The following is a 23,489-nucleotide window of genomic DNA, read 5'->3' as shown; positions in this document are numbered from 1 at the left end:
TGATATGACTGAAATTGTAAAAGCAAGTCTTGAAAATGGTGTTCAAAAAATCCGTATCACGGCAGACAAAGGCTATCATCCAGCCCACATTCAACTGCAAAAAGGAGTTCCTGCTGAGATCACCTTTCACCGTGTGACACCTTCAAACTGTTATAAGGAAATTCTGTTTGAAGAAGAAGGCATCTTAGAACCAATCGGCTTAGATGAGGAGAAAGTCATTCGTTTTACACCTCAAGAATTAGGCCAACATGAATTTTCTTGTGGCATGAAGATGCAAAAGGGGAGTTATACCGTAGTTGAGAAGACTCGAAAATCTCTATCACTTTTACAGCGTTTTTGGATTACTAGTATCTTTACTGTGCCTCTTGTGATTCTCATGATTGGGATGTCGACAGGAGGAATTAGTCACCAAGTCATGCGTTGGGGCACCTTTTTAGCTACAACACCGATTATGCTAGTAGCAGGTGGTCCTTATATCCAAAGTGCTTGGGCTAGTTTTAAAAAGCACAATGCCAACATGGATACCTTGGTTGCTCTGGGAACCCTAGTGGCCTATTTCTATAGCTTAGTTGCCCTCTTCGCTGGTCTCCCCGTTTACTTTGAAAGTGCTGCATTTATCTTCTTCTTCGTTCTTATGGGAGCCGTTTTTGAGGAGAAAATGCGGAAAAATACTTCCCAAGCTGTGGAGAAATTACTTGACTTGCAGGCTAAAACTGCAGAAGTCTTGCGTGAGGATAACTATGTTCAAGTTCCTTTGGAGCAAGTCAAGGTAGGTGACCTGATTCGAGTGCGTCCCGGTGAAAAGATTGCGGTTGATGGTGTCGTAGTAGAAGGTATCTCTAGTATTGATGAGTCTATGGTGACAGGTGAGAGTCTGCCTGTGGACAAGACAGTTGGAGATACTGTGATTGGCTCAACTATCAATAATAGCGGAACACTTGTTTTTAGAGCAGAAAAAGTTGGTTCAGAGACTGTTTTGGCTCAGATTGTGGATTTTGTGAAGAAAGCTCAGACAAGTCGTGCGCCGATTCAGGACTTGACGGATAAAATTTCAGGGATTTTTGTCCCAGCAGTTGTCATTTTAGGGATTGTGACCTTTTGGGTTTGGTTCGTCTTGCTCAGGGATAGTGTAGTCGTGCTTGGAGCGAGCTTTGTGTCTTCGCTTCTCTATGGAGTAGCAGTTCTGATTATTGCCTGCCCTTGTGCATTGGGACTTGCAACACCGACAGCTCTTATGGTGGGGACAGGACGCAGTGCCAAGATGGGAGTTCTCCTCAAAAATGGAATGGTTCTACAGGAAATCCAGAAAGTTCAAACTATCGTCTTTGATAAGACCGGGACTTTGACGGAAGGGAAACCTGTGGTCACAGATATCATCGGCGACGAAGTAGAAGTGCTCGGATTGGCAGCTTCCTTGGAAGAAGCTTCTCAACACCCACTGGCTGAGGCCATTGTCAAGCGAGCGACTGAAACTGGACTTGAGCTTCACACTGTGGAAAATTTCCAAGCCTTGCACGGAAAAGGTGTTTCAGGGCAAATCAATGGAAAAAAAGTTTTGCTTGGAAATGCTAAAATGCTGGATGGCATGGATATTTCTAGCACTTATCAGGCAAAACTAGAAGAGCTAGAAAAAGAAGCTAAGACAGTTGTTTTCTTGGCTGTGGACAATGAAATCAAAGGCTTGCTTGCTTTGCAAGATATTCCTAAGGAAAATGCTAAGCTTGCCATCAGTCAGTTGAAAAAACGAGGTCTTAAAACAGTCATGCTGACAGGAGACAATGTAGGTGTGGCGCGTGCTATTGCGGATCAGATCGGAATCGAAGAGGTCATTGCAGGTGTTTTACCAGAAGAAAAAGCTCATGAAATTCATAAACTACAATCAGCTGGTAAAGTAGCCTTTGTTGGGGACGGTATCAATGACGCTCCTGCCCTTAGTGTAGCAGATGTGGGGATTGCCATGGGAGCTGGAACAGATATTGCCATCGAGTCAGCAGATTTGGTGTTGACAACTAATAACCTCCTAGGAGTGGTTCGTGCCTTTGACATGAGTAAGAAAACCTTTAATCGAATTCTGCTCAATCTTTTCTGGGCCTTTATCTACAATGTCGCCGGAATTCCGATTGCAGCAGGAGTCTTTTCTGGTGTTGGACTAGTCCTCAATCCAGAACTAGCTGGTCTAGCCATGGCCTTTAGTTCTGTATCCGTTCTGACCAGTTCCCTTCTCTTAAACTTTAGTAAAATAGACTAAAAGTAATGACTAGATTTCTTTGTTATAAAACAGGAATGGCAGCATTTTCAAAACTGTATTAGAATAGAGAATAGAGAGTTTTGAGCAGATTTTTAGAAAAGTCAGCATAAATATGATACAGTGGAATAGTAAAAGTTTGGAGAACGTTTCCAATTCTATGTAATCGTATTCTCCAAGTCTAAAAAAATTGAAGGAGAGTTATCACTATGACTCAAGGGAAAATTACTGCATCTGCAGCAATGCTTAACGTATTGAAAACATGGGGCGTAGACACAATCTACGGTATCCCATCAGGAACACTCAGCTCATTGATGGACGCTTTGGCTGAAGAAAAAGATATCCGCTTCTTGCAAGTTCGCCACGAAGAAACAGGTGCTCTTGCAGCGGTTATGCAAGCTAAATTCGGTGGCTCAATCGGGGTTGCAGTTGGTTCAGGTGGTCCAGGTGCGACTCACTTGATTAACGGTGTTTACGATGCAGCTATGGATAACACTCCATTCCTAGCAATCCTTGGATCACGTCCAGTTAACGAACTCAACATGGATGCTTTCCAAGAATTGAACCAAAACCCAATGTACAACGGCATCGCTGTATACAACAAACGTGTAGCTTACGCTGAGCAATTGCCAAAAGTAATCGACGAAGCTTGCCGTGCTGCAGTTTCTAAAAAAGGTCCAGCTGTTGTTGAAATCCCAGTAAACTTTGGTTTCCAAGAAATCGACGAAAACTCATACTATGGATCAGGTTCATACGAACGCTCATTCATCGCTCCTGCTTTGAACGAAGTTGAAATCGACAAAGCTGTTGAAATCTTGAACAATGCTGAACGTCCAGTTATCTATGCTGGTTACGGTGGTGTTAAAGCTGGTGAAGTGATTACTGAATTGTCACGTAAAATCAAAGCACCAATCATCACAACTGGTAAAAACTTTGAAGCTTTCGAATGGAACTATGAAGGATTGACAGGTTCTGCTTACCGTGTTGGTTGGAAACCAGCCAACGAAGTGGTCTTTGAAGCAGACACAGTTCTTTTCCTTGGTTCAAACTTCCCATTTGCTGAAGTTTACGAAGCATTCAAGAACACTGAAAAATTCATCCAAGTGGATATCGACCCTTACAAACTTGGTAAACGTCATGCCCTAGACGCTTCAATCCTTGGTGATGCAGGTCAAGCAGCCAAAGCAATCCTTGACAAAGTGAATCCAGTTGAATCTACTCCATGGTGGCGTGCAAACGTTAAGAATAACCAAAACTGGCGTGATTACATGAACAAACTCGAAGGTAAAACTGAGGGTGAATTGCAATTGTATCAAGTTTACAATGCAATCAACAAACATGCTGATCAAGACGCTATCTACTCAATCGACGTAGGTGACACTACTCAAACATCTACTCGTCACCTTCACATGACACCTAAGAACATGTGGCGTACATCTCCACTCTTTGCGACAATGGGTATTGCCCTGCCTGGTGGTATCGCTGCTAAGAAAGACAATCCAGATCGCCAAGTATGGAACATCATGGGTGACGGTGCATTCAACATGTGCTACCCAGACGTTATCACAAACGTTCAATACGACCTTCCAGTTATCAACGTTGTCTTCTCAAATGGTAAATATGCCTTCATCAAGGACAAATACGAAGACACAAACAAACACTTGTTTGGTTGTGACTTCTCTAATGCTGACTATGCGAAAATCGCTGAAGCACAAGGTGCTGTAGGATTTACAGTTGACCGTATCGAAGACATCGATGCAGTTGTTGCAGAAGCTGTTAAATTGAACAAAGAAGGTAAAACTGTTGTGATCGATGCTCGCATCACTCCACACCGTCCACTTCCAGTAGAAGTACTTGAGTTGGATCCAAAACAACACTCAGAAGAAGCAATCAAAGCCTTCAAGGAAAAATACGAAGCAGAAGAACTCGTACCATTCCGTCTCTTCTTGGAAGAAGAAGGGTTGCAATCACGCGCAATTAAATAATTTCTCTCGCCGAAAATCAAATATAAAACTTGTAGATTTTATTCTTTAATTTTCATAGAGAGAAACTTGAAAAGATCGGAGCAATCCGGTCTTTTTATGGAGGATAGTAAATGGATTTAAATCAATTAGATATTATCGTTTCAGATGTTCCCCAAGTCTGTGCGGACTTGGAGCGTATTTTGGATAAACAGGCAGACTATGTTGACCAAGGTTTTGCTCAGTTTACGATTGGCAGTCACTGTCTCATGTTGTCCCAAAATCATTTGGTTCCTTTGGAAAATTTTCAGTCAGGAATCATTCTTCATATCGAGGTTGAGGATGTAGATCAGAACTACAAACGGTTGAACGAGCTTGGTGTCCAGGTTTTAAACGGTCCAACTGTAACCGATTGGGGAACAGAATCCTTGCTTGTAAAAGGTCCTGCTGGTCTAGTGATTGATTTTTATCGTATGAAATAAGGCGCTTAGTCATTTGAAGATAACCTTAGCTATTTTTAAAACAGAAATTGAGAATAGGAACTATTGAAAGATCGGAGCAATCCGGTCTTTTTAATATAAAGAAATTGCATATAAATAGTTGACAACGCTTTCCTAGCATGATATAATAATGATGAAATAGGAGAAGTAAAGCTTTTTAATAATAAAGAAGGGAGGAAGAGTTGCTTTTTAGAAAAAGTTTTACTTTGCTAATCCTGGGGAAGGAGGAAAATCCTATGAGAAAATTAAAAAACGTTTTATTAGTTAGTGCGTTGGCACTTTCAGCAGTAACAGCTACTGTTAGTATAGCATAGACTGTTGATGTAGAGGGCGGCACATGGTCCTATGGTTATACTACTGGTATTAACGCGTATTCAGATTATTATCATTCATATAATTATCATGGTTCTAGAGTAAAAAATAGAAATAATGGAGATACTAATACAGCTAATGCTGAATCTGGAGTTTGGTCAAAAGCTTGGATTTGGGATGTTTGGGATCCTGCTACTTTTTATTATAGCTCAAATGGAGGCTATTAACTCTTAATACAGACAGGGAGGAGGCTTCTCCTCCTTTTTTGCTAATGAAAGGAGTAGTCTATGTATAACATACTAAAACGAAGCCTTGCAACTTTTTCCTTTGTTTTAATTGCTTTTGTTAGCCTTTTCTTTATTAGCCAATATAAAAGTGAAATGTTGGGTGGATACAGTAAGATGATTTCTGTAGAGAAATCTACTACTACCATTAAGAAGGATTTAGAAGAGATTGCAAAAGATAAACAGAGTGTTTTAGCTCGGAGAATTGTTTCTGTAAAGGATAATGTTAGGGGAAAGACAGAAAATACCTATATACCAATTGGAGGTGAACTACCTGTAGATTTACCATTACAACAAGATCAAAACCTAATCCAAAATGCATCTGATGACACCTTATATTTGATTGTAAGAGGAAACTTAAGTGCACAGGAACTAGCACAAACTTTAAACCAAAAAGGACATCAAGCAATTGTTGAACAATCAAGTTCTGGTTTGACTTTGTTAAAGGTATTTTTGACTTATCCTCAATCGATTACTTTTACATTGGTTTTGATAATTGCTTTTGGGACTCTGACACTAGCTGACTACATAGCCAAACTGCGTTCTGTAAGTATAGAACGATTGTCAGGTAGAGGAAAATATCAAATTGCTTTAAGAAATATTAGCAAAGATAGTATTTTCTTAATATTGATAGCAAGTATAGTTTATTTAGCGACAGTTTTATTCTTATTCTCTACTAGAACTGTAAACATTTTGTCCTTAAGTCTAGTATTTTATCCTTTGCTTTCTTGGTTATTTCTTTTACTTTTTTTAAATTTCTTTTTATCAAATATTTTTTACCATATTTTACAAAAGCAAGCTCTTAATCTATCCATAAAAGGTAAGGCACCTTTGCATCTTGTGTTCATTTTGGTTATTTTGACGCAGTTACTATCTCTTTTAATCGTGATGTATAGCGTTTATGGTGTTGTTAACTTAAATCAACAATTGTCAACATTACAAGTAGGACGAGACGAATGGAGTAAGCATTCTAATTATTTTGCTACTAATGAATTATATACTGGAGAGTCAAATAAAGACAGAGAAGCAGAAGTAGCTTTTTATTCAGAACTTAGTCAAAAAACAAATTTCCTTTATATAGATACAAATTTAGATAGAATTGCTTTTCAAAAGAGTTCTTCAGCTAATTCTTATTATCCTACCCCAGATATGGTATCAAATGAAATTCGTGTGAATCGACGTTTTATTGAAACAAGTGGCATTCAGTTGAGTATGGAAGCTCAAGCATTCTTTGAACAGATGGGAGATTTTGATCGTCTCGTTTTAATACCAAAGAATCAAGAATCAAACTTTTCAGAATTACACAAGGCTTGGTTGCGATATGAACAAAAAGGCTTTGCTCCAGACGATGCTCCTGTAAAAAAGAAAGATCCTAATGAGAAAATTGAGATAGCCACTTATCAAGGCGGTGAAAATCTATTTGTTTACCCAATCTTTACTTCGGCTAATTACTTAGTGAATCAAAATGCTTTTGTTCATGAACCAATTATTACTGTGTTTGGTTCTGCTTATGAAAATAGAACAATTCGCCAATTTTCTTTGGCACATTATATTTTTGATAAACCCGAGGTAGTGAAAGAATTGATTTCTAAATACAAGTTAACAGCTAGTATTGGTAGTTTTTCAAATGGCATGTATTCATTTGAAAATAGAATTCAAAAAGTAGAGACAGATAGATTTATATTATTTTTTGCGATGATGATTAGTTTTGTGAGTTCCATTTTATTGATGGTATTACTGAACACTCTTTACCTCTATCAAGGGCGCAAAACTTATTTCATTGAGAGATTAGCAGGGAAGTCACTTTTTGAAATTCATCATGTTTATTTTTCGATTTTATCTAGTAGCTATATTTTTTGCACTTTATTGTCGGTAATATTAGGCTTTAATTTGTTTGTGATTTCTATTCCTTTGCTCTCATTGCTATTATTTACAGGAATTTTTCTTCTTCAACTGAGACAAGATAAAAAGGCTAATATTTTATATCTAAAAGGAGGTTAGTATGATTGAATTGAAAGATATTTGTAAACAATTTGATGATTATGTTATTTTTAAAGACTTTAATTATCAATTTCATGAAGGTCAGACCTATGCTTTGATAGGTGAGTCTGGAGCAGGCAAAACAACTCTTTTAAATATTATAGGTAAATTAGAAACTGTCCAAAGTGGCTCAGTAGAAGTTGATGGTAAGGACTTAAAACAAATTAAGGAAAAAATCTATTTTAAGGATTATGTAAGCTACTTATTTCAAAATTATGGTTTAATTGAAAATAAGAGTATTAAAGATAATTTAGAACTTGCATTTATTGGGAGAAAAGAAAGCAAAAAAGAACAAGAAGCTCTTATGAGAGAAGCCTTGAAGCATGTTCATTTACAATTAGATTTAAAACGTAAGATTTTTACTCTTTCAGGTGGTGAAGCACAGCGTGTCGCAATTGCTAAAATAATGTTGAAAGATTCCCCAATAATCTTAGCAGATGAACCAACAGCATCTTTAGATAGTAGGAATAGTCGTGAAATTATTGACCTTATTCTTGGATTACGAAATGAAAAACGTACGATTATTATTGCAACTCATGATAGTAGTGTATATGAACGAATGGATCAGGTTGTAGAAATTAGAAAGGAAAAGATATGAAAACAAAATTTAGTTTAACAACAATTTTTTTCCAAGTAATGATTTTTGGTTCTTCTCTCTTTGTAATACTGACTCAGTTTGGTTTACTGCGTCAACCTACAAAGCTAATTATACAGATGATTTGCTTACTAAGTTTGTTATCTTTAGCTATTGCGATTTGGAATTATGTACGTGAAGAAAAAGACTGAACAGATCGGAGCAATCCGGTCTGTTTCTTATTACAAGACTGTGATAGTTTACATTTTTATAATAAAACTCTTAAAGTCTTGCTTATTTTTGTATTAAATTATAAAATAGAAAGTATAAAAGAATAAAAGAGGTTTTGAAAATGTCTGAAAAACAAATGAAAGTGTTGGGCTGGGCAGCGACATTTATGTCTGTTATGATGTATGTGTCATATTTCCCACAAATCATGAATAATCTTGCCGGTCAAAAAGGCAACTTCATTCAACCCCTAGTCGCAGCTATCAACTGTAGTCTCTGGGTTTACTATGGTCTTTTCAAGAAGGAAAGAGATATTCCACTTGCAGCTGCTAATGCACCAGGTATCGTTTTTGGTTTAGTAACGGCTATCACAGCTTTGATTTAAAAAGGAGACTGCTTTCAGTCTTTTTCTTTTATGAAAATAGATGCTTCATTAAAGTAATTTTTGAATGAGAGTTGAGGGAACAAGTCCAGTTACAGCTAGCTTTACGAGAGTCTTTTATGTTCGTCTCTATCAAAGAAAAAAGTATATCGTTACTATTTTTATAAAATCTTCTCCCTACTTTATAAGATGTTAAAAAGAGTTCAAATGGAACTCTTTTTTTGCTATAATGAAGGAAGAAAAATCAGACAGGAGATCAAGATGTCAGAACCATTATTTTTACAATCAGTTATGCAAGAAAAAATCTGGGGTGGAACCAAGCTACGTGATGAGTTTGGATACGACATCCCAAGTGAAAAAATCGGAGAATATTGGGCCATCTCAGCCCATCCAAATGGTGTCTCTAAAGTTGCCAATGGTCGTTTTGAGGGAACAGACCTAGCAACTTTGTATGCAGAACACCGTGAATTGTTTGGCAATCGTCCAGAACCTGTATTTCCGCTTTTGACCAAAATCCTCGATGCCAACGACTGGCTCAGCGTCCAAGTTCACCCAGACGATGCTTATGGACTAGAGCATGAAGGCGAACTTGGAAAAACAGAATGCTGGTACATCATCGCTGCGGATGAAGGTTCAGAGATTATCTACGGTCACAATGCCAAGTCAAAAGATGAACTTCGTCAGCAAATTGAGGACAAGAACTGGGATGCCTTGCTGACAAAAGTACCAGTTAAAGCTGGAGATTTCTTCTATGTACCAAGTGGCACTATGCATGCTATCGGTGCGGGTATCTTGATTCTTGAAACCCAACAATCTAGTGACACCACCTATCGCGTCTATGACTTTGACCGTAAGGATGATAAGGGAAACTTGCGTGAACTTCACCTTGAAAAATCCATTGATGTATTGAACATTGGTGAGCCTGCAAATAGCCGTCCTGTAACTGTCAAAGCTGATGATTTATACTCAACTCTCCTTGTATCCAATGATTTCTTTGCAGTTTACAAGTGGGAAATTACTGGAAAAGTTGACTTCGAAAAGACAGCTGACTACAGCTTATTGAGTGTCCTAGTTGGTCAAGGTCAGCTAACTGTTGACGGGAAAAATTATCCAATTCAAAAAGGCAGCCACTTTATCCTACCAAGTGATGTTGAAGCTTGGACATTGGAAGGGCAAGCTTTGGAATTGATTGTTAGCCATCCATAAAAAAGAAAGGGCCTGAGTTCACTACTCAAGTCCTTTTTGATTACATAAATTGGGCGATGAAGACCACGATGATGATGATTGGAATGATGAAACGAAGAAGGAAGAGCCAGACTTGGAACAGTCCCTGTTTCCATGCTGTTTCATCGAGATGGAGTTCCTCCATTGCAAGAGCCTTTTTAAAGATATAGCCTGTAAAAAGTGAAAGGCAGAGAGCTCCAAATGGCATGAGGAGATTGGAAACCAAGAAGTCCATAGCGTCAAAGAAGGTCTTCCCAAAGATGTGAACATCCGCCATAACACCGTAAGATAGGGCTGAAGGAATTCCAAAGACAAAGGTCAAAATTCCTAAAATAACACTCCATTTAGCACGCTTGCTGTTGTCCTGATTGGTGATATTGCCCACATTGATTTCCAGCATAACAACGGAAGAAGTGACCGTCGCAAAGAGGAAGAGCAAGAGGAAGAGGATGTAGAAAATGGTTCCAAAAGGCATCTTGTCAAAGAGTTGAGGCAAGACGATAAAGAGCAGGCTCGGTCCCCCTTCAGACTGGATATTGAAGGCTGACATGGCTGGGAAAATGGCTAGACCTGCCATGATGGATACTGAGATATTCATGGCAACGATAGAAATCCCTGATTGAACTAGATTGGTTTTCTTGTCCAAGTAGGACGCATAGGTCAGCATGGCTGTAACCCCTAGTGAGAGGGCAAAGAAAGATTGTCCCAGAGCATAGAGGAGACCAGCACTTGTCAGCTTAGAGAACTCTGGTTTTAGGAAGTAGAGAACGCCTTCCATGGCATTTGGCAAACTGAGAGAACGACCGATGATGACGACAAAGATGATAAAGAGCAGAGGCATCATGACTTTCGAAGCTCTTTCAATCCCTTTTTGAACCCCACGTGATACAATAAAGATATTCAACAAGATAAAGGCAGCTTGAGCTCCTAGGGCAATGGCTGGATTGGAAATAATATCGGTAAAGAGCTGAGCATAGTCATTGGTAATGCCTAGGTGGAGAGCTTTACCGATAGCGATACCTAAATAAATGAAGACCCATCCTCCAATAACACTATAGAAAGAGAGAAGGATAAAGAGGGCAAAGGCACCAATCCAACCGATAAAGTTGTACTTACTATTCTTGCCTAGTTTTCCAAAGGTTTTGATAGCTGAGACACCAGCGCTTCGGCCGAGGGCAAATTCAGCTAGCAAAAGAGGGAAACCGATTAAAATAGTGGAAACGAGAAAGACCAGTAAAAAGCCTCCTCCACCGTTAGCAGCAGTCATGTAAGGGAATTTCCAAACGGCTCCAAGTCCGATGGCTGAACCAGCAGATGCTAGGATAAAGCCCAGTTTAGAACCCCATTGAGATTTTTCAGACATAGTTAAACTCCTAAAATTAGTGTTACAAAAGAAAAAGCTACTGCCCTTGGCAACTAGCCTCATCAGTACTCAAAGTGAGCGTTTCTTTTGATTGATAGACTTGACTATCCTATCATGTTTTCTAAGGTCTGTCAAGAAAACCATTTTCATGTTATGATAAAGTAAAAAATTTCGCAAAATCGCTTGACTCTGACCTAAGGGGAGGGGTTATACTATCAATGTAAGGAGGAAATCATGTACCATATAAAAGAAGCTGCCCAGCTTTCAGGGGTCTCTGTCAAGACCCTGCACCACTACGATAAGATAGGACTCTTAGTTCCTTTAAAGTCGGGAAACGGCTATCGAACCTACAGTCAGGAGGATTTGGAACGCCTTCAGGTCATTCTTTACTACAAATATCTAGGCTTTTCTTTAGAAAAAATATCAGAGCTGTTAAAGGAAGATAGATCAGACTTATTGCCTCATTTGACCAGGCAGTTGGACTATTTGACTCGAGAAAGGGAACATCTGGATACTTTGATTTCAACCTTGCAAAAAACCATTCAAGAATATAAAGGAGAAAGAGAAATGAGCATTCAAGAGAAATTTGCTGGATTTAACTACCAAGACCATCAAAAATACCACCAAGAGGCGGTAGAGAAATATGGACAAGAAGTGATGGACCAAGCGCTCGAGCGCCAAAAAGGTCACGAAGACGAGGCTACGGCTGCCTTCAACCAAGTTTTTCGAGCCTTGTCACAAAATCTTCAAGCTGGACTGCCTGTAACAGCAACAGAAAACCAAGAAGAAGCTGCCAAACTCTTGCAAGCTATTCGTACTTATGGATTTGACTGCTCCGTTGAAGTATTCGGTCATATCGGTAAAGGCTACGTCTACAACCCAGAATTTAAGGAAAACATTGACAAATTTGGATCTGGAACAGCCCAGTACACATCAGATGTGATTGCCCACTATGTCCAAACTCAGACAAAATAAAATCGGAGGAGTATTCTTCCGATTTTTACTAAATTCAAGCATTACTTGCTTAATAATTTTTCTACTACATTTAGCTTTCGCATTGTCAAATCTACATTAAAAAGTTTTTCAAGATAGTTGGTATGGAGTTTCTTTTGTTTTGCAGTTCTAGGGAGATAGAGGTAAAGACAATGGTTACCGATACAAATTTCTTCTTCACCGTAATCAATTTTCAATTTTTCTAAAGGGAGACTTTGAATAGATTCTTGATAAAAAATCACGTGTATACGGTCATAAAGATAGTGTTCTCCAAACGGGTTTTCTTGGACAATTTTTTTAAAATCACTTTTGTTCTTGATTACCATTTTTAAGTCAGCACCAATATTTTCATTTATTAGAGTATGGACACGTTCTTGTATTTTTTCTAAATCTAAGTCACTTTCAAGAATGATATTCCCACTTTGAATATAGGTTCGAACTTGTTGAAAACCAGCTTCTGTCAAGATATCTACTAGATAAGACATTTTAGGGATAGCATTTTTTCCATTAGGAGTAACTCCCCTTAACAAGATAATATGTTCCAAAGGACTTCCTTTCTTTTGGGGCTGATTGTTCCATTGAATAATTTAGATTTAGAATGAATTTGATCCCGCCACCCAGCCAGTGCAGAGGGCTGAAGTGATATTAAAACCACCTGTGTGGGCATTGATATCCAGTACCTCTCCTGCAAAGTGGAGACCAGGTATCAGCTTACTTTCCAGAGTTTTAGGATTGATTTCCTTAAGACTGACGCCACCCTTGGTAACAAATGACTTGGCGAGGGACATTTTACCAGTTACAGGAATTTTAAGTCCCTTGATGGACTGGAGAAGTTGTTCTTGTTCCTTTTCAGTCAACTGTTTGACTTTGTCAGGATAGCCTTGCACAAAAAATTCTGCCAAGCGTTCTGGGAGCAAAGTTTTTAAGGCATTTTTTAGAGATTTTTCCCGATTTTCTTCTAGAAATGCAGCCAAGTCTTTCTCAGAAAGTTGAGGCAAAACATCCAGTGAGAGCACCTCCCCACCCTTGACAAAACTAGACATACGCAGGGCAACAGGGCCTGACAAACCAAAGTGGGTAAAGAGCAAATCGTGAGTGATGACATGCTTACCATAGCTTAGGGTCACATCGTCCAGCGAAATCCCCTGTAAGGCTTTGTGTGGAAAATCTGTTAATAAAGGACTTTCAGCAGCCTCAAGCTCGGTGATGGTATGCTTAAAATGGCGGGCAATCTCGTGACCAAAACCAGTCGAACCAGTAGAAGGATAGGATTTCCCACCAGTTGTGACAATGAGTTTATTACAAGTGAAGCTTTGGTCTGCGGACTTAAGGATAAACTGATCATCTACTTTTTTAACAGAAACGATTTCTATTTGAGTAGCAACTTGGCCGCCTAGCTCAGTGATTTTCTTTTCCAAGGCTTCGATAATGGTTCGCGATTTGTCGCTAGTAGGAAAGACGCGTCCGTGGTCTTCGATCTTAAGTTTAACACCATTTTCAGTAAAAAAGTTAATGATATCATGATTATCAAATTGGGAGAAGACACTGTAGAGAAAGCGCCCATTTCCAGGGATGCCAGCTAGCAGGTCGTCCAAGCTACCATTGTTGGTTACATTGCAACGTCCCCCACCAGTCCCAGCTAATTTTTTTCCAAGTTTCCGATTTTTTTCGATGAGGAGGGTTTTCTGTCCATAAAAGCTACTGGAAATTGTAGCCATCATTCCAGCAGGTCCTCCACCGATGACGATAGTATCAAAATGTTTCATAGCTCTATTGTACCACAAAAAAACAAGAGATGCTCGACATCTCTTGTTGCTAATGATCTTAGTTGATTTCATATCCCATCAACAAACCGCCATCTTCTGCATAGAAACTGCAGAGACCAGATGTCGGGAGAATTTTAATATCCGCCTGTGGGAAGGTTTCGCGAATTCGCTCTGAGAGCTGTTGACAACATTTCTCGTTATTACGTTGGGCCATGACGATACGGCCACCAGTATATCCTGCTTTCACTAACTCTTCATATGCTGCTTGAATCGCTTTCTTTGGCCCTCGTGCTTTTTGTAGCAATTCAAGGGTTCCAGTTTCACTAGCTTCTCCAACCATACGGATATTGAGAAGGCCAACGACCGTACCGATAAGCTTGCTCAAACGGCCGTTCTTCACCAAGTTATCGACTTTGGCTAGGACAAAAAGTAACTTGGTTTTTTCTTGATAGGCAGTGATAGTTTCAACCACTTCTTCAAAAGATAAGCCCTGGTCAATCAAGTCATTCAATTTTTCTACGAGCAAGTCAACTTCCCCACCAGCAGACAAACTATCAATTACATGAATTTTAGTATCAGGATGTTCTTCCAGATAAATATTCTTGGCCAGTTGCGCACTATTGTGGCTGCCAGAAAGAGTACCAGTGATGGTTACTAGGAAAATGTTTTTGGCTCCTTCAAATGCTCGCAAATAATCATCTGGGCTTGGACAAGCCGATTTTGAAGCTTCTGCGGTTGCATACATGGTTTCCATCATTTGGTCAATGTCAAGACTGGCATCATCAACGAAGACCTGATCAGCTACTTGAATGGTTAAGGGGACACTTACAAAGGTCGTGTCAATAGCTGGTGTCTCCAGCTGACGATAATCACAACCAGAGTCAGCAATAATCTTCCAAGTCATAGAAATTCTCCATCTTTGTCAGTTATACATTGACAAAGGTTCTGTCTTTTTTTACAATTATATCATGAAAGCCATTGAAACAAAAGCCTCATCCGTCTGTTGTGACAAGTAGAAAGAAAATGTTATGTCTGAACGTAGAATCTCTGAAAAGTCTCTTGAAAATCTCAGAAAATCAAACCAAGAATCCAATTTATTAACTAGAGAAGCCATCGAAACAGCCCTCTTGCAACTCTTGGAAAAAAAGGACCTGACCAAGATTAGTATTTCTGAATTGGTCAAACGTGCAGGCGTTTCGCGTGCGGCCTTTTATCGCAATTATGATTCCAAAGAGGAGATTTTAGAAAGTGTCTTTAAACGAACTGTCCACAATATTATGGAACAGTTGCATTATTATGATTTAAAGACAGACCTTTATCTGGTCTGGGTTCACCTTTTCCGAGAAGCAAGAAAGGAAGCCAGAGTGATTCAACTGGCCTTGGATTACCATCTGGAAAAAATCTTTGTCCAAGCCATGCAGGAATTTCTGGAAAAATACCATGGAAAATCAAAAGGTGTCAGCTCTTATCTTCATTCCTTCTGGAGCTCAGCCATCGTCTCTGTCCTTCTAAAATGGATCAAGGATGGCATGAAGGTACCTGCTGAAAAGATAGCGGATTTAGGTTTACCATTTTTTAAAAAATAGAGAAATAGGAGAAAAGAGATGATTGAAAAAAGACTAGCATGGGATGAGTATTTTGCAGCCCAAGCCCTACTAATTGCTAATCGTTCCACTTGTAAACGCGCTAAAGTGGGTGCAATTCTGGTTAAGGATAATAAGGTGATTTCCACTGGTTACAATGGTTCGGTGTCAGGTACCGAGCATTGTATTGATCACGAATGTCTGGTCATCGAAGGCCACTGTGTTCGCACCCTTCACGCTGAGGTCAATGCTATCCTTCAAGGTGCAGAACGTGGTGTTCCTAAAGGCTTTACAGCCTATGTGACGCATTTCCCTTGTCTGAACTGTACAAAACAATTGCTGCAGGTTGGTTGCAAGCGCGTGGTTTATATCAACCAGTACCGAATGGATGACTATGCCCAATACCTCTATCAAGAAAAGGGAACAGAATTGACTCATTTACCACTTGAGACAGTACAGGCCGCTCTTAAAGAGGCTGATCTAATGTAAAAATTATCAAAAATAAATGGTTTAGAAAGATTTTTAAACCGTTTTTTGGTATAATAAGAAGAATAAATTGAAAGAAGGAACTCCAAAAATGGGAAAAATTGAAGTTATTAATCACCCACTGATTCAACACAAATTGTCAATCTTGCGTCGTACAGATACTTCTACAAAAGCTTTTCGTGAGCTAGTAGATGAGATTGCAATGTTGATGGGGTATGAAGTACTTCGTGATCTTCCACTAGAAGATGTGGAAATCGAAACACCAATTACAAAAACAGTTCAAAAACAATTGGCAGGTAAGAAATTGGCCATCGTTCCAATCTTGCGTGCAGGTATCGGGATGGTTGATGGTCTCTTGAGCTTGGTTCCAGCTGCTAAAGTTGGTCACATCGGTATGTACCGTGATGAAGAAACACTTCAACCAGTTGAATACTTGGTGAAATTGCCTGAGGACATTAACCAACGTCAAATTTTTGTAGTAGACCCAATGTTGGCAACAGGTGGGTCAGCGATCTTGGCTGTTGACTCGCTTAAAAAACGTGGCGCATCAAATATCAAATTTGTCTGCCTTGTATCTGCTCCAGAAGGTGTTAAAGCCCTTCAAGAAGCTCATCCAGATGTAGAAATCTTTACAGCAGCCTTGGATGAACGCTTGAACGAACACGGTTATATCGTTCCAGGTCTTGGAGATGCTGGGGACCGCTTGTTCGGTACGAAATAAGATCGAAAAGAAGATTGACTTGGAAAAGAAGTTCCAGTTACGAAAGGAGGTTGAATTTTTGTTTCTGTCTAATGAAAACAGAGCAAAAATTTGACCTTTTTTGACCAAGATATTATAATAGTCTTATCTTCAGTCATTTGACCAACAAAATTAAAACTCAAAAGGAGAATTGAATGATTCCTGTAGTTATTGAACAAACAAGCCGTGGAGAACGTTCCTACGATATTTACTCACGTCTTCTCAAAGACCGCATCATTATGCTGACAGGTCCAGTTGAAGACAATATGGCTAACTCTGTTATTGCCCAATTGCTTTTCTTAGATGCCCAAGATAGTACAAAAGATATTTACCTTTATGTCAATACACCTGGTGGTTCCGTTTCAGCTGGTTTGGCAATCGTTGATACCATGAACTTTATCAAGGCAGATGTCCAAACCATCGTTATGGGAATGGCTGCATCTATGGGAACAGTCATCGCATCAAGTGGAGCAAAAGGGAAACGTTTCATGCTTCCAAATGCTGAATACATGATTCACCAACCAATGGGCGGTACAGGTGGTGGTACTCAACAAACCGATATGGCGATTGCTGCAGAACACTTGCTCAAAACTCGTAACATCTTGGAAAAAATCTTGGCTGAAAATTCAGGTCAGTCAATCGAAAAAGTCCATGCAGATGCAGAACGCGATAACTGGATGAGTGCCCAAGAAACACTCGAATATGGCTTTATTGATGAAATCATGGCCAACAATTCATTGAACTAATGATGAAAGAAGGCAAACTCGACTGGGTTTGCTTTTTTTGGTATAATAGGGAGAGATTTCTTAGAAAGAGGATTTATCATGTTTGAAAAAGTCAATCGATCTGGCTTGATTATCTATCTTTACTATAATCGTGATGCCAAAAAACTGCAGGATTATGGAGATATTACCTATCATTCCAAGAAACATCGTTACTTACAACTCTATGTTCCAACTCAAGAAGTGGAGCAATTGGTCGGGCGCTTGGGCAAGGAAAAATTTATAAAAAAAGTCAGAGTTTGTCATATCCAAGAGCTGGAAACACCCTTTGTGGGCAATCTTTACCGAGAAGAAAACGTTATCAGATAAAAAATTAAAGAAAAGTGTTGACAATTTTCTGATAATTCGGTATATTCTTAACAGACTATTTAAGAAATAAGGAGACAAAAAAAGATGAAGAAAAAATTTGCCCTATCGTTTGTGGCGCTTGCAAGTGTAGCACTTCTTGCAGCCTGTGGAGAAGTGAAGTCTGGAGCAGTCAACACTGCTGGTAACTCAGTAGAGGAAAAGACAATCAAAATCGGATTTAACTTCGAGGAAACTGGTGCCGTAGCAGCCTACGGAACATCTGAACAAAAAGGTGCCCAATTGGCTGTTGATGAAATCAATGCAGCAGGTGGTATCGATGGAAAACAAATCGAAGTAGTCGATAAAGATAACAAGTCTGAAACAGCAGAGGCTGCTTCAGTAACAACTAACCTTGTAACTCAATCTAAAGTATCAGCAATCGTAGGACCTGCGACATCTGGTGCAACTGCAGCTGCGGTAGCGAACGCTACAAAAGCAGGTGTTCCATTGATCTCACCAAGTGCGACGCAAGATGGATTGACTAAAGGTCAAGATTACCTCTTTATCGGAACTTTCCAAGATAGCTTCCAAGGAAAAATTATCTCAAACTATGTTTCTGAAAAATTAAATGCTAAGAAAGTGGTTCTTTACACTGACAATGCCAGTGACTATGCTAAAGGGATTGCTAAATCTTTCCGCGAATCCTACAAGGGTGAGATCGTTGCAGATGAAACTTTCGTAGCAGGTGACACAGACTTCCAAGCAGCCCTTACAAAAATGAAAGGGAAAGATTTTGATGCTATCATCGTCCCTGGTTACTACACTGAAGCTGGTAAGATTGTAAACCAAGCGCGTGGTATGGGAATTGATAAACCAATCGTTGGTGGTGATGGATTTAACGGTGAAGAGTTTGTACAACAAGCAACTGCTGAAAAAGCATCAAACATCTACTTTATCTCAGGTTTCTCAACTACTGTAGAAGTTTCAGCTAAAGCCAAAGCCTTCCTTGACGCTTACCGCGCTAAGTACAATGAAGAGCCTTCAACATTTGCAGCCTTGGCTTATGACTCAGTTCACCTTGTAGCAAACGCAGCAAAAGGTGCTAAAAACTCAGGTGAAATCAAGGATAACCTTGCTAAAACAAAAGACTTTGAAGGTGTAACTGGTCAAACAAGCTTCGATGCAGACCATAACACAGTCAAAACTGCTTACATGATGACCATGAACAATGGTAAGGTTGAAGCAGCAGAAGTTGTAAAACCATAATAGAAAAATGTTGAAATAGGGAATGAGCCTCGGACTCACTCCCTGTTTCGATGTTTAAGAACCTATCAAAAAGTGAGGGAAAACCCTCGAAATCACATATAGAAAGAGTGAATCTTATGCTCCAACAACTAGTAAATGGTTTGATTCTAGGTAGTGTTTACGCGCTGTTAGCCCTAGGATATACCATGGTTTACGGAATTATCAAGCTCATCAACTTTGCCCACGGTGATATTTATATGATGGGAGCCTTTATCGGTTATTTCTTGATCAATTCTTTCCAAATGAATTTCTTTGTAGCGCTTATTGTAGCCATGCTAGCGACAGCCATTCTTGGTGTCGTGATTGAGTTCCTTGCTTACCGACCTTTGCGCCACTCTACGCGTATTGCTGTTTTGATTACGGCTATTGGGGTTTCTTTCCTACTGGAGTATGGCATGGTCTATCTGGTTGGTGCCAATACTCGCGCCTTCCCTCAAGCGATTCAAACAGTTCGCTATGATTTGGGACCAGTTAGCCTAACAAACGTGCAGTTAATGATTTTGGCGATTTCCTTGATTTTGATGATTTTGTTACAAGTCATTGTTCAAAAGACAAAGATGGGGAAAGCCATGCGTGCAGTATCTGTAGATAGCGATGCGGCGCAATTGATGGGAATCAATGTAAACCGTACGATCAGCTTTACCTTTGCTTTGGGTTCTGCTCTTGCGGGGGCGGCTGGTGTTCTGATTGCCCTCTATTATAACTCTCTTGAGCCTTTGATGGGGGTTACTCCAGGTCTTAAGTCATTCGTTGCCGCAGTACTTGGTGGTATCGGAATCATTCCTGGTGCGGCTCTTGGTGGCTTTGTAATTGGTCTATTGGAAACCTTTGCGACAGCCTTTGGAATGTCAGACTTCCGTGATGCCATTGTTTATGGAATCTTGTTGTTGATCTTGATTGTCCGCCCAGCTGGTATCCTTGGTAAAAATGTGAAAGAGAAGGTGTAAACGATGAAGGAAAATTTAAAAGTTAATATTCTATGGTTACTCCTTTTGTTAGCTGGTTATGGCTTGATTAGTGTGCTGGTCTCAGTCGGAGTACTCAACCTATTCTATGTTCAGATTTTACAACAAATCGGAATTAATATTATTCTGGCTGTTGGTCTCAACTTAATCGTTGGTTTTTCAGGACAATTTTCACTTGGTCATGCTGGTTTCATGGCGATTGGTGCCTATGCAGCAGCTATTATTGGTTCTAAATCACCAACCTACGGTGCCTTCTTTGGAGCTATGCTGGTAGGAGCTTTGCTTTCAGGAGTAGTTGCTTTACTTGTCGGAATTCCAACCTTGCGCTTGAAGGGGGACTATCTTGCGGTAGCGACTCTAGGTGTTTCTGAAATTATCCGTATCTTTATCATCAATGGCGGAAGCCTTACAAATGGTGCGGCAGGTATCTTGGGAATTCCAAACTTTACAACTTGGCAAATGGTTTACTTCTTTGTTGTGATTACAACCATTGCAACCTTGAACTTCTTGCGTAGTCCAATTGGTCGTTCAACCCTCTCCGTTCGTGAGGATGAAATCGCTGCAGAGTCAGTCGGTGTTAATACAACTAAAATTAAAATCATTGCCTTTGTCTTTGGTGCCATTACTGCAAGTATTGCAGGGTCACTTCAGGCAGGATTTATCGGTTCAGTTGTACCGAAAGATTACACTTTTATCAACTCAATCAACGTTTTGATCATTGTTGTATTTGGTGGACTTGGTTCCATTACAGGTGCCATTGTTTCAGCTATTGTTCTTGGAATTTTGAATATGCTTCTCCAAGATGTTGCCAGCGTGCGTATGATTATTTATGCTTTGGCCTTGGTATTGGTAATGATTTTCAGACCAGGTGGACTCCTTGGAACATGGGAATTGAGCCTATCACGTTTCTTTAAAAAATCTAAGAAGGAGGAACAAAACTAATGGCATTACTTGAAGTAAAACAGTTAACCAAACATTTTGGCGGTCTAACAGCTGTTGGAGATGTGACTCTTGAATTGAACGAAGGGGAACTGGTTGGACTAATCGGTCCAAATGGAGCTGGTAAAACAACCCTTTTCAACCTTTTGACCGGTGTTTATGAACCAAGTGAGGGAACAGTTACCTTAGATGGTCACCTTTTGAATGGAAAGGCACCTTATAAGATTGCTTCTTTGGGACTTGGACGTACATTCCAAAATATCCGTCTCTTTAAAGATTTAACAGTTTTGGACAATGTTTTGATTGCTTTTGGCAACCATCACAAACAACATGTTTTTGCTAGTTTCTTACGCTTACCAGCTTTTTACAAGAGTGAAAAAGAATTAAAGGCTAAGGCTTTGGAATTGTTGAAAATCTTTGATTTAGATGGTGATGCAGAAACTCTTGCTAAAAATCTTGCCTACGGACAACAACGTCGTTTGGAAATTGTTCGTGCCCTCGCTACGGAACCTAAAATTCTCTTCTTAGATGAACCAGCAGCAGGTATGAACCCGCAGGAAACAGCCGAATTGACTGAGTTAATTCGTCGCATCAAAGATGAATTTAAGATTACGATCATGCTGATTGAACACGATATGAATCTGGTCATGGAAGTTACAGAACGTATCTACGTACTTGAATACGGTCGTTTGATTGCACAAGGAACTCCTGACGAAATTAAGACCAATAAACGCGTTATCGAAGCTTATCTAGGAGGTGAAGCCTAATGTCTATGTTAAAAGTTGAAAATCTTTCTGTGCATTACGGTATGATCCAAGCAGTCCGTGATGTAAGCTTTGAAGTGAATGAGGGAGAAGTTGTTTCCCTTATCGGTGCCAATGGTGCAGGTAAGACAACCATTCTCCGTACCTTGTCTGGTTTGGTTCGACCAAGTTCAGGAAAGATTGAATTCTTAGGTCAAGAAATCCAAAAAATGCCAGCTCAGAAAATCGTGGCAGGTGGTCTTTCACAAGTTCCAGAAGGACGCCACGTCTTCCCTGGCTTGACTGTTATGGAAAATCTAGAAATGGGAGCTTTTTTGAAGAAAAATCGTGAAGAAAATCAAGCTAACTTGAAGAAAGTTTTCTCACGCTTTCCACGTCTTGAAGAACGGAAGAACCAGGACGCAGCCACTCTTTCAGGAGGAGAACAACAAATGCTTGCCATGGGACGCGCTCTTATGTCAACACCAAAACTTCTTCTTTTAGATGAACCATCAATGGGACTTGCCCCAATCTTTATCCAAGAGATTTTTGATATCATTCAAGACATCCAGAAACAAGGAACAACTGTCCTCTTGATTGAACAAAATGCCAATAAAGCACTCGCAATCTCTGACCGAGGATATGTATTGGAAACAGGAAAAATCGTTCTATCAGGAACAGGAAAAGAACTCGCTTCATCAGAAGAAGTAAGAAAAGCGTATCTTGGTGGCTAAACTAGTCTGGGAGACTAGTTTAGGTTGCAGATAAAGATTATGAAGTAATCATCATTATAGTCCGGGGGACCTTTTTAATCGGTGGATAGAGATTGCGAAGCAATCATCAAATCCAGTGGATTGTTTTAGTCGGCAGATTGAGATTGCAAAGCAATATTCATCTACATTGAAAGCTTAATTTCTAATAATTGAAAAAATCGAATGAAACGTATCTTGCCTTCATTCACAGAGCTCGATTTCAGAGCTCTTTTTGCTAGCTTATTCATACTTTTCTGAATTTTGAAAAAGAAATGTAAGCGTTTGATAGATTTACAAAAAGATTGTATAATAGGGATAAGAATAGAAAAGGAGAAGTCTCATGGCAGTTAAAGATTTTATGACCCGCAAGGTAGTGTATATTAGTCCAGATACAACAGTATCTCATGCAGCAGATTTGATGAGAGAGCAAGGTTTGCACCGCTTGCCTGTTATCGAAAATGATCAATTGGTTGGTTTGGTGACTGAGGGAACCATTGCACAAGCAAGTCCATCGAAAGCAACAAGTCTTTCTATCTATGAGATGAATTATCTTCTGAATAAGACAAAAGTAAAAGATGTCATGATTCGCGATGTTGTCACTGTTTCAGGCTATGCGAGTCTTGAGGATGCAACTTATTTGATGTTGAAAAACAAGATTGGTATTCTTCCTGTCGTTGATAACCATCAAGTCTATGGGGTTATTACGGACCGTGACGTTTTCCAAGCCTTTCTTGAAATTGCTGGTTATGGAGAAGAAGGAATTCGTGTGCGCTTTGTTACAGAAGATGAAGTTGGTGTTCTCGGAAAGATTGTTTCTCTAATCGTTGAAGAAAATTTGAATATCTCCCATACAGTCAATATTCCGCGTAAGGATGGTAAGGTCATTATCGAAGTGCAAATCGATGGCTCAATTGATTTACCAGCCTTGAAAGAAAAATTTGAAGCAAATGGTATTCAAGTGGAAGAAATCACTCGCACTTCAGCAAAAGTCTTGTAAGAAGGGAAGCCGAAAGGCTTCTTTTTTCATAAAAAGGG

The 23,489-nt window shown here is 39.5% G+C and carries 24 protein-coding genes and 1 pseudogene; 21 read left to right on the top strand and 4 right to left on the bottom strand.

Annotated features, from left to right (window positions below; translation table 11 throughout):
* The first annotated feature begins 4 nt into the window (after positions 1–4).
* The 9 genes and pseudogenes from HWX15_RS02120 (at position 5) to manA (ending at position 9,732) form a co-directional block, all read left to right on the top strand.
* On the top strand, positions 5–2,248 hold the full coding sequence (locus tag HWX15_RS02120; protein ID WP_175880126.1) for a heavy metal translocating P-type ATPase: 2,244 nt from the start codon (positions 5–7) through the stop codon (positions 2,246–2,248).
* A gap of 206 nt (positions 2,249–2,454) precedes the next feature.
* Positions 2,455–4,230 carry a pyruvate oxidase gene (gene spxB, locus HWX15_RS02115; RefSeq protein ID WP_112443465.1) on the top strand — a complete coding sequence of 592 codons (1,776 nt, stop codon included), beginning with the start codon at positions 2,455–2,457 and terminating at the stop codon, positions 4,228–4,230.
* A gap of 110 nt (positions 4,231–4,340) precedes the next feature.
* Complete coding sequence (locus tag HWX15_RS02110; protein ID WP_175880125.1) at positions 4,341–4,688, top strand: VOC family protein; 348 nt, start codon at positions 4,341–4,343, stop codon at positions 4,686–4,688.
* 353 nt (positions 4,689–5,041) lie between these two features.
* Positions 5,042–5,245, top strand: a pseudogene (locus HWX15_RS10220) (lactococcin 972 family bacteriocin); the annotation flags it as partial.
* A gap of 60 nt (positions 5,246–5,305) precedes the next feature.
* Positions 5,306–7,303, top strand: a complete 1,998-nt coding sequence (locus HWX15_RS02100; RefSeq protein WP_175880124.1) for a DUF1430 domain-containing protein — start codon at positions 5,306–5,308, stop codon at positions 7,301–7,303.
* Position 7,304: 1 nt separating this feature from the next.
* A complete protein-coding gene (locus tag HWX15_RS02095) occupies positions 7,305–7,940 on the top strand; it encodes a putative bacteriocin export ABC transporter (protein ID WP_112443468.1) in 636 nt (211 codons plus the stop codon).
* Complete coding sequence (locus HWX15_RS02090; protein WP_000850052.1) at positions 7,937–8,128, top strand: hypothetical protein; 192 nt, start codon at positions 7,937–7,939, stop codon at positions 8,126–8,128. Before HWX15_RS02095 ends, HWX15_RS02090 begins: the two co-directional genes overlap by 4 nt.
* A gap of 140 nt (positions 8,129–8,268) precedes the next feature.
* Positions 8,269–8,529, top strand: coding sequence for a SemiSWEET family transporter (locus HWX15_RS02085; RefSeq protein WP_004261618.1), 261 nt, complete (start codon positions 8,269–8,271; stop codon positions 8,527–8,529).
* A gap of 258 nt (positions 8,530–8,787) precedes the next feature.
* On the top strand, positions 8,788–9,732 hold the full coding sequence (gene manA, locus HWX15_RS02080) for a mannose-6-phosphate isomerase, class I (protein ID WP_175880123.1): 945 nt from the start codon (positions 8,788–8,790) through the stop codon (positions 9,730–9,732).
* A 40-nt stretch (positions 9,733–9,772) separates the two neighbouring features.
* On the opposite strand, the gene HWX15_RS09760 is transcribed toward manA, so the two are convergent.
* Positions 9,773–11,113, bottom strand: coding sequence for a sodium-dependent transporter (locus HWX15_RS09760; RefSeq protein ID WP_217703782.1), 1,341 nt, complete (start codon positions 11,111–11,113; stop codon positions 9,773–9,775).
* 234 nt (positions 11,114–11,347) lie between these two features.
* Here HWX15_RS09760 and HWX15_RS02070 point away from each other — a divergent pair, with 234 nt between their 5' ends.
* A complete protein-coding gene (locus HWX15_RS02070) occupies positions 11,348–12,088 on the top strand; it encodes a MerR family transcriptional regulator (protein WP_175880122.1) in 741 nt (246 codons plus the stop codon).
* A gap of 41 nt (positions 12,089–12,129) precedes the next feature.
* Here the strand turns inward: HWX15_RS02070 and HWX15_RS02065 are convergent, their stop codons facing one another.
* From HWX15_RS02065 to HWX15_RS02055, 3 genes are read right to left on the bottom strand one after another with little or no spacing between them, the layout of a single operon-like run.
* On the bottom strand, positions 12,130–12,651 hold the full coding sequence (locus HWX15_RS02065) for a DUF1697 domain-containing protein (protein WP_175880121.1): 522 nt from the start codon (positions 12,649–12,651) through the stop codon (positions 12,130–12,132).
* Positions 12,652–12,699: 48 nt separating this feature from the next.
* On the bottom strand, positions 12,700–13,872 hold the full coding sequence (gene aao / locus HWX15_RS02060) for an aminoacetone oxidase (RefSeq protein ID WP_175880120.1): 1,173 nt from the start codon (positions 13,870–13,872) through the stop codon (positions 12,700–12,702).
* A 58-nt stretch (positions 13,873–13,930) separates the two neighbouring features.
* A complete protein-coding gene (locus tag HWX15_RS02055; protein WP_175880119.1) occupies positions 13,931–14,776 on the bottom strand; it encodes a DegV family protein in 846 nt (281 codons plus the stop codon).
* Between the two features lie 124 nt (positions 14,777–14,900).
* Here HWX15_RS02055 and HWX15_RS02050 point away from each other — a divergent pair, with 124 nt between their 5' ends.
* The 11 genes from HWX15_RS02050 to HWX15_RS02000 all read left to right on the top strand — a co-directional run bounded on the left by HWX15_RS02050 (position 14,901) and on the right by HWX15_RS02000 (position 23,451).
* A complete protein-coding gene (locus HWX15_RS02050) occupies positions 14,901–15,458 on the top strand; it encodes a TetR/AcrR family transcriptional regulator (RefSeq protein WP_175880118.1) in 558 nt (185 codons plus the stop codon).
* An 18-nt stretch (positions 15,459–15,476) separates the two neighbouring features.
* Positions 15,477–15,944: a deoxycytidylate deaminase gene (locus HWX15_RS02045; RefSeq protein WP_173283368.1), complete on the top strand. Its 468-nt coding sequence runs from the start codon at positions 15,477–15,479 to the stop codon at positions 15,942–15,944.
* Positions 15,945–16,032: 88 nt separating this feature from the next.
* On the top strand, positions 16,033–16,662 hold the full coding sequence (upp, locus tag HWX15_RS02040) for a uracil phosphoribosyltransferase (protein ID WP_000515975.1): 630 nt from the start codon (positions 16,033–16,035) through the stop codon (positions 16,660–16,662).
* 173 nt (positions 16,663–16,835) lie between these two features.
* Entirely contained in the window at positions 16,836–17,426 is a 591-nt protein-coding gene (gene clpP / locus HWX15_RS02035; RefSeq protein WP_000613471.1) for an ATP-dependent Clp protease proteolytic subunit ClpP, read from the top strand.
* A gap of 78 nt (positions 17,427–17,504) precedes the next feature.
* A complete protein-coding gene (locus tag HWX15_RS02030; protein ID WP_057487258.1) occupies positions 17,505–17,771 on the top strand; it encodes a YlbG family protein in 267 nt (88 codons plus the stop codon).
* An 84-nt stretch (positions 17,772–17,855) separates the two neighbouring features.
* Positions 17,856–19,016 (top strand): ABC transporter substrate-binding protein, encoded by a 1,161-nt coding sequence (locus tag HWX15_RS02025; protein WP_138700164.1) that lies wholly within the window; start codon positions 17,856–17,858, stop codon positions 19,014–19,016.
* A gap of 116 nt (positions 19,017–19,132) precedes the next feature.
* Positions 19,133–20,002 (top strand): branched-chain amino acid ABC transporter permease, encoded by an 870-nt coding sequence (locus tag HWX15_RS02020; RefSeq protein WP_000941427.1) that lies wholly within the window; start codon positions 19,133–19,135, stop codon positions 20,000–20,002.
* Between the two features lie 3 nt (positions 20,003–20,005).
* Positions 20,006–20,962: a branched-chain amino acid ABC transporter permease gene (locus tag HWX15_RS02015; RefSeq protein ID WP_175880117.1), complete on the top strand. Its 957-nt coding sequence runs from the start codon at positions 20,006–20,008 to the stop codon at positions 20,960–20,962.
* Complete coding sequence (locus HWX15_RS02010) at positions 20,962–21,726, top strand: ABC transporter ATP-binding protein (protein WP_001185995.1); 765 nt, start codon at positions 20,962–20,964, stop codon at positions 21,724–21,726. Before HWX15_RS02015 ends, HWX15_RS02010 begins: the two co-directional genes overlap by 1 nt.
* Positions 21,726–22,436, top strand: coding sequence for an ABC transporter ATP-binding protein (locus tag HWX15_RS02005; protein ID WP_000062219.1), 711 nt, complete (start codon positions 21,726–21,728; stop codon positions 22,434–22,436). The genes HWX15_RS02010 and HWX15_RS02005 overlap by 1 nt, the downstream gene beginning before the upstream one ends.
* Positions 22,437–22,794: 358 nt before the next feature.
* Positions 22,795–23,451 (top strand): CBS domain-containing protein, encoded by a 657-nt coding sequence (locus tag HWX15_RS02000; protein WP_000268665.1) that lies wholly within the window; start codon positions 22,795–22,797, stop codon positions 23,449–23,451.
* Positions 23,452–23,489 lie beyond the last annotated feature (38 nt).

It is taken from the genome of Streptococcus thalassemiae (assembly GCF_903645285.1).
Classification (GTDB): domain Bacteria; phylum Bacillota; class Bacilli; order Lactobacillales; family Streptococcaceae; genus Streptococcus; species Streptococcus thalassemiae.
The sequence above is the reverse complement of the archived record's forward strand: the minus strand, read 5'-3'. Positions and strand labels throughout refer to the sequence as shown.